General features: G+C 63.3%; 10 protein-coding genes and 1 riboswitch. Of the genes, 9 read left to right on the forward strand and 1 reads right to left on the reverse strand.

The annotated features are described in order from the left end of the window. The first annotated feature begins 26 nt into the window (after positions 1 to 26). The 4 genes from IEX97_RS02810 (at position 27) to IEX97_RS02825 (ending at position 4,269) form a co-directional block, all read left to right on the forward strand. Positions 27 to 1,289: an ABC transporter substrate-binding protein gene (locus IEX97_RS02810; protein ID WP_188881012.1), complete on the forward strand. Its 1,263-nt coding sequence runs from the start codon at positions 27 to 29 to the stop codon at positions 1,287 to 1,289. Between the two features lie 88 nt (positions 1,290 to 1,377). After that, positions 1,378 to 2,298, forward strand: a complete 921-nt coding sequence (locus IEX97_RS02815) for a carbohydrate ABC transporter permease (RefSeq protein WP_229776293.1) — start codon at positions 1,378 to 1,380, stop codon at positions 2,296 to 2,298. A gap of 12 nt (positions 2,299 to 2,310) precedes the next feature. Next, the gene (locus IEX97_RS02820) at positions 2,311 to 3,150 is read left to right on the forward strand and encodes a carbohydrate ABC transporter permease (protein WP_229776294.1); all 840 of its coding nucleotides are present in this window, start codon (positions 2,311 to 2,313) and stop codon (positions 3,148 to 3,150) included. 63 nt (positions 3,151 to 3,213) lie between these two features. Next, positions 3,214 to 4,269: an anthranilate phosphoribosyltransferase gene (locus IEX97_RS02825; protein WP_188881013.1), complete on the forward strand. Its 1,056-nt coding sequence runs from the start codon at positions 3,214 to 3,216 to the stop codon at positions 4,267 to 4,269. Here IEX97_RS02825 and IEX97_RS02830 read toward each other — a convergent pair. Further along, positions 4,257 to 4,988, reverse strand: coding sequence for a YoaK family protein (locus tag IEX97_RS02830; protein WP_188881015.1), 732 nt, complete (start codon positions 4,986 to 4,988; stop codon positions 4,257 to 4,259). The two genes, IEX97_RS02825 and IEX97_RS02830, sit on opposite strands and share 13 nt — an antisense overlap. 98 nt (positions 4,989 to 5,086) lie before the next feature. Further along, positions 5,087 to 5,176, forward strand: a riboswitch (cyclic di-GMP riboswitch). A gap of 281 nt (positions 5,177 to 5,457) precedes the next feature. Here IEX97_RS02830 and IEX97_RS02835 point away from each other — a divergent pair. The 5 genes from IEX97_RS02835 (at position 5,458) to IEX97_RS02855 (ending at position 12,031) form a co-directional block, all read left to right on the forward strand. Next, positions 5,458 to 6,204, forward strand: a complete 747-nt coding sequence (locus IEX97_RS02835; RefSeq protein ID WP_229776295.1) for a sigma-70 family RNA polymerase sigma factor — start codon at positions 5,458 to 5,460, stop codon at positions 6,202 to 6,204. A gap of 14 nt (positions 6,205 to 6,218) precedes the next feature. Beyond that, positions 6,219 to 7,292, forward strand: coding sequence for a Gfo/Idh/MocA family protein (locus IEX97_RS02840; RefSeq protein ID WP_229776296.1), 1,074 nt, complete (start codon positions 6,219 to 6,221; stop codon positions 7,290 to 7,292). 85 nt (positions 7,293 to 7,377) lie between these two features. Continuing rightward, positions 7,378 to 8,265: a YitT family protein gene (locus IEX97_RS02845; RefSeq protein WP_188881017.1), complete on the forward strand. Its 888-nt coding sequence runs from the start codon at positions 7,378 to 7,380 to the stop codon at positions 8,263 to 8,265. A gap of 66 nt (positions 8,266 to 8,331) precedes the next feature. Then, a complete protein-coding gene (locus IEX97_RS02850) occupies positions 8,332 to 8,820 on the forward strand; it encodes a MarR family winged helix-turn-helix transcriptional regulator (RefSeq protein WP_188881018.1) in 489 nt (162 codons plus the stop codon). After that, positions 8,813 to 12,031, forward strand: coding sequence for an MMPL family transporter (locus IEX97_RS02855; protein ID WP_188881019.1), 3,219 nt, complete (start codon positions 8,813 to 8,815; stop codon positions 12,029 to 12,031). Before IEX97_RS02850 ends, IEX97_RS02855 begins: the two co-directional genes overlap by 8 nt. Positions 12,032 to 12,134 lie beyond the last annotated feature (103 nt).

A 12,134-nucleotide genomic window follows, 5' to 3' on the forward strand; every position in this document is an offset into this window, starting at 1 on the left:
CGCACATCGCCAAAGGAGGAAGGGACATGTTGACGAAGAAACGCTTGCTGGCCATCAGCTCGCTGCTGTCTGTCAGCGCGATCGCGCTGCTGGGCGGAGAGGCTGCCGCATCCCAAGCGAAAACGGTACATCGCACCCACGACCCTGTGGTCAATCTCACGCTCGGGATGTGGTCGTCCAGCCCGGCGGAGACGAAGTTGGTCCAAGATCAATTGAAGGCATTTCAAAAGATCCATCCCAACATCCACGTCTCCATCCGGGTCATCACCGGGAACTATTTGCAAGCCTTGCAGCCGATGTTGGCCGCCCACACGGCGCCAGACATCTTCTACGTGGATTCGTCGTACGCGCAACAGCTTGAAGCGGCAGGCGTCGTCATGCCGCTCGACAGCCTGATCAAAAAGTACCATGTGGACTTGTCTGACTTTCATGCCAACCTGTTGAAGGCGTTCACATGGAAGGGACAGATCTACGGCTTGCCCAAGGACTATAACACCTTGGCGCTCGAATCGAATCCCGCGCTGCTCGCCAAAGCGGGCATTCAACATCCGCCGAAGACGTGGGAGGAGTTTACGGCAGACGCTGCCAAGCTGAAAGCCAAAGGCATTGTACCGCTTTCCTTCCCCATCGACGTGGCGCGTTTCTACCCGTTCATCGTCGACTTTGGCGGCAGCTTTTACAACGCGGACAAAAACACCATCACCATCAATGTGCCGAGCAACGTGCGTGGCATGAATTGGTTTTTGAAGAACCAAGAACAAGGGTATCTGGTGGCGCCGAACAATCAGGGCGCCAGTTGGGGCGGCGAAGCGTTTGCCCAGGGCAAAGTGGCGATGACCGCGGAGGGTGCCTGGATTGTGCCGTTCATGCAGCAGACCGCGCCCAAGATGAAATATGAGATCACCGATTTCCCGTCGCTGAACGGGCGTTCGGCCAACATGGTGTATACGGTGGCCTATGAGATGGCCAAATCCACCAAGAACCCGGACGCGGCGGCACAGTTATTGTTCTTTATGACCGGGAAGCAGGCACTCGCGATGACAGCGAAAAGCGGGCTCGCCATTCCGTCCCGCAAAAGCGAAGAGGGGTTATTCCTGAAGAACTGGCCGAACTACAAGGCGTTCCTGGATGGCGTCAAGGACGCGTATCCGTACCAATTCGGGCTCAGCGGACAAGACTTCATCAACGCCATCAACAAGGCGGCTGAGACGGGCGTGCTGAAGCACCAATCCGCGCAGTTGGTGCTGCAAACGGCGGAAGAGACGCTGAACTCCCAGAAAAACTATTAAACCAATGGGTTGGCATGGCCAAGGTTTTGGTTGCGGGGCGCAGCGGAATGCGCCCCGCACTTCCCTCGTGGTACGGAGGTGAAGCAAGGTGGGTTTGGATGCGGCTGCCGCACCAGCGGCTCGCCGACGCTGGTTCAAGCGGAGCAGCGTGGACGAGGCGCTGGCGGGTTATCTGTTTCTGATGCCCGCGCTGGTGTCGTTGGTGGTTTTCCTGTTGGGTCCCATCCTGTTCTCGTTCTACATCAGTTTCTTTCACTTCTCGTACCTGGACCCGCAGAACGCCTCGTGGGCCGGCTTGGACAACTACCTGCATTTGTTTGTCGATCCGGTGTTTCTGCAGGCGTTGTGGAACACGTTTCTGTACACCGTCGGGGTCGTACCGGTGCAGACGGCGTTATCGCTTGGTTTGGCGCTCATCGTGGACAGGATTCGCGGCAAGACGTTCTTTCGCATCGCCTACTACCTGCCGACCGTCACGTCCACCGTCGCGGTCAGCGTGATGTTCATCTTCATCTTCAATCCCACGGGTCTGCTCAACCAGTTGCTTGCGCTCTTTCACATCCAGGGTCCGAACTGGCTGAACGACCCCACCTTCGCATTGCCCGCGGTGATGATGATCGCCATCTGGTCGACGGCTGGCCAGTTCATGATCATCTATCTCGCCGGATTGCAGGAGATCCCGGACGAGATTTATGAAGCGGCCGCCATCGAGGGGGCAAGCGGGTGGAAGATGTTGCGCTATATCACCATTCCACTCCTGCGGCGAACGACCTTTTTGGTCATCGTCATGGGGATGATAGGTACGTTCCAGGTGTTCGATACGGTGTATGTCATCTCCCGGGGGGATGGGGGGCCGGCGGGAGCCACGATGACCGTGGTTCTCGACATCTTCAACAAAGCGTTTCGCGATATGAGCATGGGATACGCTTCGGCCATGGCTTTTTTCCTGTTCGTCATCATTTTGTTGCTCACGCTGTTGCAGCAATGGATCCTCGGCAGAGAAGAGTGAGGGGGGACGACGGTGCGCACGGATTCCATGGCTGGTTCCGCACGCTTCCGACCCGGGCGGGCGCTCATGTACCTTGTGGCATGCGTGTACGCGGTGATCACACTGGTACCCTATCTGTGGTCGGTGTACACGTCGCTCAAACCGACGTCGGAAGTGTTCAGCGTGTTCGTGCCGTTCCGGACGCTGACGCTGCATAACTACACGTACATCATTCAACAGTTTCCGTTCGGGCGTTGGTTGTTCAACAGCTTTCTCGTGGCGCTCATCGTCACCCTGGGCAATTTGGTCGTCAATACGTTGGCCGGGTACGCGTTTGCCAGGCTGCGGTTTCCCGGACGCGGTCTCTTATTTTACTGCTTTTTGGCCATCATGATGATCCCTGGTCAGGTGCTTTTGGTCCCGATTTACATTTTGCTTGCGCGATTAGGATGGATCGACACGTATCAAGGCCTGACCGTTCCGTTTCTCATGAGCCCGTTCATGATCTTCCTGTCCCGTCAGTTTTTCCTGGGCATGCCGAAAGAACTGGAGGAGGCCGGTCGCATCGACGGGTTGTCGCACTGGGGCATCTTTTTTCGCATTTACTTACCGCTTTCGGTACCGCTGTTGTCCGCCCAGACCATCCTTACGTTTCAAGGGAACTGGAACTCGTTTCTCTGGCCGTTGTTGCTGGAAACCCAGCAAGACATGTACACGTTGCCCGTCGGCCTCAACTCGTTCTACGGGCAATACGACGCGTACTGGAACAGCGTGTTGGCCGGTTCCATCCTGCTGACGTTGCCGATGGTCATCGTGTTTCTCATCTTTCAGAAGCAGTTTGTCCGGGGAATTGCCACGTCCGGGATGAAGTAACGCAGGCGATACGCGCGGCTTGCCTTGATCTTCCGCCGCTGTCCTGGCAGGATGAGGACGGGAGTGAAACGCGCCATGACCGACCGCGGGTTGACACCGTATCTGAAAGAAGTGGGGCGCGGTGCCAAGGGGCGCCGCGATTTAACCTATCAAGAAGCGCGCCAAGCGGCGGACTTGATCTGCGACGGGATGTGCACGGACGCCCAGCTGGGGGCGTTTTTGCTGGCGGAGCGGGTCAAAGGGGAAAGTGCCGACGAGTTGGCAGCCTTCGTGGCCGCGTTGCGGGATCGCAGCCAGCGCATGGTGCCGGCTTGTCCGGAGGCCATCGACTGCGCGGGGCCGTACGACGGCCGGTCGCACTCCTTCATGGCGACGGTGGCGGCCGGCATGGTGCTGGCAGCCGCGGGCGTGCCGGTCATCTTGCACGGCAGCGCGACACTTCCTCCGAAACAAGGCGTCACCGTGGCGGAGGTGCTGCATGAACTCGGGCTTGCCTTCCCGGCCGATCCCGCCGGGGCCTCCCGGGTGTTGGTGGAAACGGGGCTGGTGTATCTGGATACGGAGGTCTGGTGCCCGCCGCTCGCCCGGTTGCGCCGCGTCCGCCAGGAACTGGGCATGCGGACCTTACTGAACACGGCGGAGAAGTTTCTCAATCTCGGCGGCGCCGCGCACACCATCGCCGGCGTGTTTCACGGGGCGGCCGCGGCGGCGGCCGCTTCGCTCGTGTCTCGTCTCGGTTACCGGCGCGCAGCCGTGGTGCAGGGCGTCGACGGTTCGGAGGACGTGCCGGTGCACCGCGACAGCCTGCTTTACGTCATTCAAGGGGACCGCGTCGAGGAGGGGCGGGTGGAGCCGGCGGCGCTCGGGGTGGCCGCGGCGTGTCCGCGCGTCCTATGGGGAGCGAAGGAGCAAGCGGAGCGGATCCGCGCCGTCTTGCGCGGTGAGGCGGACTGGGAACAGGCGATGGTCATCCTCAACGCCGGCCTCAGGCTTTGGGTGGCCGGGCGAGCCGAGGACGTCCGGGAAGGTGTCGCGCTGGCCCGCGAGGCGCTGGGGAGCGGCCGGGCGCGGGAGCGGCTCGCGCACTTACAGGCGGTGTGCGCCGCTTACCGGCCGTGAAGGCAGCGGGTGGCGGTGATGCAGACGGCGGCGAGGACGAACACCATGCACACCACCAGCGCGCCGCGCCCGGCGGCCGGGACCAGGGCAGCGATGGCAGCACCGCCGCCGTAGGTGAGGATGGCGATGAAGCGCGCCGCGGCGTCGACGGTGTGATGAGGGGGCACGGGGACGCTCTTCGCCAGGCGCAGTTTGACGGCCAGGTCCTCGAGGAGGATGGCGAGGGTGCTGGTGACGACCGTGGTGGTGATGTTGGCGACGCCGATGCGCCGCGCGGCGGTGCTTTGCATACCCATGGCCAGCGCGGCGAGGAGGATGTCGGCCATGAGCCACAGGCCGGGGTGGGACACGTGTGCGCGGTGCAACGCGTGCAGTCCGAACGCGTACAGCACGAGCCAACCTGTCTCCACCCAGAGCGCCCGGGTGACGGTCGCAGGCCAGAGCCCGGATTGCGGCTTGCGGTGCACGATGGCCGCCGCCAAAAGCGCTCCTGCGACAAACCCGGCGAGGGCAAGCAGGGAGCGGAGCACGGAGGCAAAGTGGGCTTGGCCGACGGCGAGCCCCAGGAGCACGATGTTTCCCGTCATGTTGGCCGTAAACACGTGTTGGAGCGAAAGGTAACCGATGGCGTCCACGCACCCTGCGACAAGGCTCATCAGGATCAAGAGGGCGTGGCGCAAGGGAAACGATGAAGCTGGTTTTTCTTTATGGGTGGCCAACGGCATCTCTCCTCGCCGAGTTGTTGAAATCTGTCGAACTCTGGTTGATAATATACTACGAAACAAGATTCTACCTGCATTGTGCATATCGATCCACGCAGTGAAAAAGGCAAACTAGCGGAAACGCTAGGACGCAAAACCACGGGTCTACGGACGCAAAAGGCGTCTACGATCGCCGGGTTGCCACTGTCAGGCAAGGGTTGGTGGGTCGTCGCCGATGGGCTTTGTCAGACGGCCGCCCTTCGTTCGGAACGTGATGGAGGTGCGGTCCGCCTGGTTCGTTCGGTCTGACTGTACGGGAGACAAGCCGTTTTCTCTCCTGCTTTTCCCCTCCCGACGGGGCGCGGTTTGCCCAACCCCTCATCCTTCACGATCACGGTACCCGTGTCGATCGACCTCTTCCCGACATGACGCCGCATCAGCCAAGAACCGGCCACCGTAGACGGAACCCCTGAAGGAGGGTATGGCGTTGGAGAAGGTCATGGACTTGGCCGAGGCGAGATCGGCACGGCGGTTCAAATCCAACCAGGTGCCGCCGGAACTCGACGCGTTGAGCGATGAAGCGTTGGTCGCCGCGGCGCAGGCAGGCGACGCGGAAGCGCTGTCGTGTATGTTCGCGCGCTACCGGGATTTTATCTGCAGCAAAGCCAGGATGTACTTCCTCGCGGGCGCCAACTTCGAAGACCTGGTGCAGGAAGCGATGATTGGGTTTTACGAATCCATCCGCGACTACCGCCCGGGTCGCCTGCCGTTCCGCTCCTTCGCCCGTTTATGCATCACGCGCCAGATCATCGAGGCGGTCAAGGTGTTCAGCAGCCGCAAGCACGCGCCGCTGAACGATGCCCTCTCGCTCGATGCCCCGCTGTGTCACGACCCGGAGGACGAACGTACCCTGATGGACGTGGTGTACGACACCCGCATGCCGACGCCGGAGGACGCGGTCCTCATCCATGACCCGCGCGCGGCCGCTTGGACGGATGTCGCCGATCTGTGCGTGTGGCTTGAACAGTCGATGGACGGTATGCTGACCGAGTTGGAGCGCAGGGTTCTGAAACTATTTGTCGAAGGGTATTCCTATATCGAGATTGCCCAGCAGCTGGGGCGGACCAAGAAATCGGTGGACAACGCGCTGCAGCGGATCAAGCGCAAGCTGCTGGCCTGCTTGTACGATGAACCGTCTGCCGGCGGCCGGCATGCCGCCGTGCAGGGCGGATGACGGGGGTTGTGCGGATGCAACGGTTGCGGGTGGGGGTCGTCGGACTCGGCGAGGTCGCGCAGGTCATTCACCTGCCCATCTTGTCGGCGCTCACCGACATGTATGAGGTGACGGCCGTCTGTGACATCTCGCCGAGCCTCGTGGCGTATATGGCCGAGCGTTACCAGGTGCCCGAGCGGTATCTCGACCTGCACGAACTCGTGCGCTCGCCCAACGTCGACGCGGTGTTTGTGCTCAACAGCGACGAGTATCACGCCGAGACCGCCATCGCGGCGCTCGAGGCGGGAAAGCACGTCTTTGTCGAAAAGCCGATGTGTTTGACCCTGGCGGACGCGCGCGCGATGCAGGCGGCCCGCGACCGGGCCGGGCGGCAGGTGATGGTCGGGTACATGCGGCGGTATGCGCCCGCGTTCATCGCGGCGAAAGAACACCTGCCGCAGCTGGGCGACATCCGTTACGCCCGCGTGCGCGACATCATCGGCCCGAACCGGTTTTTCATCGACCAGTCGAGCGTGGTGTTCCGGCCGGCGGATATCCCGGAAGACGCCCTTGTCGATCGCGCCCGGCGCGCGGACGCGATGGCCGTTGCGGCGTTCGGTGCCCGTCTGCCGGCGGAGGTGTACCGGACGTACCGTCAGTTGTGCGGACTGTCGAGCCACGACCTGTCGGCGATGCGCGAGCTCTTGGGCACGCCGCGGCGGGTGGTTGCGGCGCGCGCTTGGCAGCACGGGACGTACATCGTGGCGTTGTTTGCCTACGACGGATTTTATGTCACCTTCGAAACCGGTGTCGATGAACAGGGGCGGTTCGACGCCCACATCGAGGTCTACGGAGCGCGCCGTTCCCTGCGCGTCCAATACAACACCCCGTACATCCGCCACCTGCCGACGACGCTCCATCTCGCCGACACCGACGGGACGACCTACCGCGAGACGGTGGTGCGGCCCACGTTCGAAGACCCTTATACCTGTGAGCTCAAGGCGTTTTACCGCTGCATCACCGAAGGCCATCCTGTCAAGACCTCCATTGAAGACTCCATCGCAGATTTGGAATTGTTTCAGGAGATCATCGCTGCGGTGCGGGTGTGAGGAACCTGTGGATGAGAGTTCCTCAAGGAGGAACAATGGGTGAGACTTGTCATCTTCAGTATCAGTGTGAGGAAGGAGATGGAGAATGCCAGAAGTTCGATCTGATGTGGAGTCGGAGGTGCGTCGTGTCCACCGATGGAAGTGGTTGGCGCGCGGATGTTTTATGGCGTTGGGCGCGGTGCTGGCCGCAGTCGCCTTAGAGATCTTCCTCGTTCCCAACAACATCATCGACGGCGGGATCACCGGCATCGCCATCATTCTGTCTCACTTCACGCATATGCGCCTCGGGCTGTTTCTGTTTGCCCTCAACCTGCCATTTCTGCTCGTAGGTTATCAACAGATTGGACGGACGTTTGCCGTATCCACGTTTTTTTCGATCACGGTCCTCTCTTTCACTGCTTCCTTGTTGGTTCCGGTTCCGGGTTTGACGGACGATCCGCTGCTCGCCGCGGTGTTTGGCGGGATTATCCTCGGAGCGGGCGTCGGCCTCATCATCCGGGCCGGCGGTTCATCGGACGGAACGGAAGTGATCGCCATCCTCGTCAATCGAAGCTCGCCTTGGTCGATAGGGCAGATCGTTATGTTCATCAACGTGTTCATCCTCGGCAGTGCTGGTTTCGTGTTTGGCTGGAACCAAGCGATGTATTCCCTCATCGCGTATTTCATCGCCTTTAAAACCATCGACATCGTCACAACAGGATTTGAGGAGACGAAGTCCATCTGGGTGATCAGCGATCGCTACCAGGAGATTGCGGAAGCGATGCTGCACCGGCTGGGGCGTGGCGTCACCTTGCTGCACGGGGAAGGCGCGTTTACCGGGGATAACAAGAAAGTATTGTTCACCGTGATCACTCGACTCGAAGAGGCGAAACTCAAGTCGCTCGTCGAAGACATCGATCCCGATGCGTTTCTCGCCATTGCACCCATCGCCGAGGTTCGCGGCGGCCGGTTCAAAAAACGCAACATCCATTGATAGGTAATATCTTCGCGGTGAAGATATTGTCGGGTATACTTCAAGCCAAGATGGGGGGAGGCGTGTATGGACGCAGGGGAACGGACAGATGCTTGGGACCGGATTGCCGCCGAGGTGAGCGACCTGTTGCCGTTGCTCGCCGTGAAGCTCCTGCGGTTTGTGCGGGACCTGCCGGGCCGCGGGATGAGCGTGGCGCAGGCGTTCCTGTTGCACAACCTGCGCCGGCACGGGCCGTGTACGGCGACGGAGATCGGCGAGATGATGGGCATCACCTCCGGACCGGTGACCAATCTTACGAAACGGCTGATCGCGCGCGGCTGGGTGGAACGCTATCCGGATGCGCGCGACCGGCGTGTGATGTGGTTCCGGCTGACACCCGCCGGCGAACGGGTGGCCGAAGCGCTGCGCCAGCGCAGCCAGGCGCGGTGGCGGGAGATTGCCATGCACTTGGGTGAACCGGACGCGGCGGCGGCGGTGCACCTCATGCACCGGACCATCCTTGTGTTGGACCACATCGCATCCGGCCGACCGGAGGGAGGGAACGAGCTTGTTTAACGCGTACATCCGCCTGGTGACGCGCTGGGCGTGGGCAGTGATCGCCGCGTGGCTGGCGCTCGCGGCCGTCGTCGGCTTATGGTTCCCGCGGCTGCCGGAGGTGGTATCTCACCACAAGACGACGTATCTTCCCGATTCGTCGCCGGTCATCACGGCGCATGACTTGCTCAACCGGGTCGATCCGGCGCACCAGGCCCAGAGCACGCTCATCGTCGCCATCCGCAATCCGCACGGGTTGACCGCCGCGGACCATCGTGCGTTCATCGGCGTACTGGAGGACGTAGCCCGTCACCGACAGGCGTACGGTGTCAACTGGGTGGAGCATGCGGAGAACGTGGCGCAAGATACCGCACAGACGTTCAAGAGCCGTGACGGGACGACCGAGATCGCCTTGTTGGGTTTGCCGTCCGATGTGACGGACCCGCATCTTCCGCAGACGTTGGCGCATCTGCGGGCAGCGTTCGCCCGGCATCCGGCGGATGCGCGCATCTATTTCACCGGGGACGTGGCGATTGAAGAAGACGACATCCAACTGTCGCAGGCGGGGGCGGACCGGACCGCGGTGGTGACGGTGGCGCTGCTCTTGGCCATCCTCCTTGCGGTGTTCAGGTCGTTCGTGGCCCCGCTCGTCACGCTCTGCGCCATCGGGCTCTCGTATTTCATCTCGGCAGGGTTCGTGGCGTGGGCGGCCGAACACGGCCTGCCGGTGTCCACCTTCACCCAGACGTTCTTGGTCGCGACCCTGTTCGGCGCCGGAACGGATTACAGCATCATCGTCCTCAACCGTTTCCGGGAGGAACTGACGCGCCAACACAGCCATCGTGAGGCGCTCGCCGCCGCGGTCGCAGGCGTGGGCAAGACGGTCGTGTTCAGCGCGGCGACGGTGTTTGTGTCGTTCGCGGTGCTGTACTTCGCCCGCTTCGGCTTGTACCGTTCGTCGGTCGGCGTGGCCATCGGCATTCTGGTCACCTTGTTGATGTGTCTCACGTTTCTGCCGGCGCTCGCCGGCGTGTTCGGCCGCGCGCTGTTTTGGCCGCGCCAGCCGGCGGTGGGCAGCGAGCATAAGCCGTCGCGGTTCTGGGATTTCACGGGCCGCATCGCCACGCGCTACCCGTGGCGCGTGGTGCTCGCATGCGTCCTTGTGCTCGCGCCGGTGGCGCTCGCGGCCACCGGTGCCCGCTCCTTCGATCCGATGCAAGACATCCCGGCGGCGCCGTCGGTGCAAGGCTTCCGCCAGGTGGCCCAGGCGTTCGGCGCCGGCCGCGCGATGCCGGTCCAGATTGCGCTTCAGACTTCGGCTAATCTGCGCTCCCCGCAAGGGATGGCTACCATCGACCAGGTGACGCGGTCGTTGGCGGCCGTCTCCGGGGTGGCGGAGGTCGACAGTGCGACGCAGCCGCTCGGCAAACCGGTGGCATGGTTCCATCTGGCGCGCCAGAACCAAGCGGCGGCGGACGGTTTGACGCACGTGCAGCAAGGGTTGGCCAAGTTGGCGGCCAGCTTGCAGGGCGGTGCGCAAGCGGGGGTCAAAGGAGATGAGGGGTTGGCGGCCTTGCGGCGCGGGGCGGACCAGGTGGCAAACGGCGCGGATGCGTTGCGCACGGCGGCGGAAGAGCTCGCGGCAGGCAGCCGACGCTTGGCAGATGGGGCTTTTGCAGCGGCGTCCGGCGCGGATACGCTGACCAGTGGCCTGCGTCGCTTCACGTCCGCGCTGCAGCAGGAAAACGCCGCGCTCCAGCAATTGCAGCAGGGCGTGGCGGCGTCTGCCGCCTCCGCGCACCAGGTGGCCGGTCACTTGGCCGGGATGGCGCAAGCCGAGCAGCAGACGGCCGCAGGGGTCGCGCGGCTCGCGGACGCCCTTGCCGCCTGGGCGGCCGCCCACCCGGACGCAGCGGGCGACCCGGCGTGGCAACAGATCATGGCGTTGGCGAAGCAACTGGCTGCCGGCAGCCAGACTGCCGCCGCCTCGGCCAGCGCACTCACCCACGGCGCGCAGTCGCTTGCGGCGGGGATGGATCGGCTCAGCGCAGGGGCGCAGGCGGCCGGCGGCGGCATGGCCCGGTTGTCCAGCACGTCCGCCCAATTGGCGACAGGGGCGGCACAGGTGGCGGGCGGGACAGCCCAGGTGGCGTCCGGTGCGGAGGCATGGGCGTCCGGCGCGGCGAAGACGGCCCTGGGCGCAGGTGTGCTTGCGGCCGGCAGCCGGCGTGTCGCCGCCGGACTGGCGCAGTATGAAGCGTCCGCCGGGCCGCTCACGAGCGGGCTTTCCGCCGCTGGTGCGGCCGCGCGGCAGCTTGGCGCCGGCGTCGGTCAGGTGGCGTCGTACTTGCGCAGCACCGCCCGCGCGCAGCAGGATGGAGACCCGGGTTTCTACGTGTCCCAGGACACCCTGGACCACAACCCGGGCGTGCGGCGGGCGATGGACGCCTACATTTCGCCGGACGGGCACATCGCGAAATTCACGGTGGTGTTGAGCGAAAATCCTTATTCGGCGCAGGCCATCGCCAAGATCCCGAACATCCGTCAGGCTGTCGAAAGTGGCCTGGCTGTCAGCCCCATCCGGCACGGCCGGGTGTACGTGGGCGGAACCACCGCGCTGCAGGCCGAGATGAACCGGTTGTCCGGAGGGGATTTGTTGCGGTCGCTGTCCATCGTCTTCGCCGCCATCTTCCTGCTTTTGGCCGCCATGCTGCGCTCGTTGCTTGCGCCGTTCTACATCCTGGTGTCGCTCGCGGGGACGTACTACGTCACCATCGCCGTGGTGGAACAACTGGCCACGCGCTGGTTTGGCCACCCCGCCATCGGCTGGTCCGTTCCGTTTTTCGCGTTCCTGCTGCTCGTGGCGCTCGGGGTGGATTACAGCATCTTCCTGATGGCGCGGTTTGACGAAGAGATGCGCCGCGGCTTATCCCCGCTCGCCGCGATGCGCGAGAGCATGCGGCGGATGGGCGGGGTCATCCTGTCGGCGGCCGTGATCATGGCGGGGACGTTCGGTTCCCTGTTGGTCACCGGGATCGCCAGCATCGAAGAGATTGGGTTGTCGGTGGTCGTCGGGCTGTTTGTGTACACCGCCGTGGCGCTCGCCTGGTTCGTCCCGGCGTGCGCGGCGGTCATCGGGCGCGGCCATGGTTGGCCGTTCCAGGTGCAACCGGCCGCTGAGCCGCCCCATCCCTCGCCGCCTGCCCCCACGCCTGCGTCTGAACTGACATGACCGTCTCCGCATGCGACGGCCCGCGGCTCGCCCGCGGGCCTGGGCCGCGGCTTGGCCTGACCAGACTTGTCCGGAACGGCTGTCCTGATGGGCAGGGATGTGA

The organism is Paenalicyclobacillus cellulosilyticus (assembly GCF_014647315.1).
Taxonomy (GTDB): domain Bacteria; phylum Bacillota; class Bacilli; order Alicyclobacillales; family Alicyclobacillaceae; genus Alicyclobacillus_J; species Alicyclobacillus_J cellulosilyticus.

Coding starts and splice junctions, on each gene's coding strand:
- IEX97_RS02850 (WP_188881018.1), top strand. CDS start 8,332: ATGGACGCAGGGGAACGGACAGATGCTTGGGACCGGATTGCCGCCGAG.
- IEX97_RS02810 (WP_188881012.1), top strand. CDS start 27: ATGTTGACGAAGAAACGCTTGCTGGCCATCAGCTCGCTGCTGTCTGTC.
- IEX97_RS02845 (WP_188881017.1), top strand. CDS start 7,378: ATGCCAGAAGTTCGATCTGATGTGGAGTCGGAGGTGCGTCGTGTCCAC.
- IEX97_RS02840 (WP_229776296.1), top strand. CDS start 6,219: ATGCAACGGTTGCGGGTGGGGGTCGTCGGACTCGGCGAGGTCGCGCAG.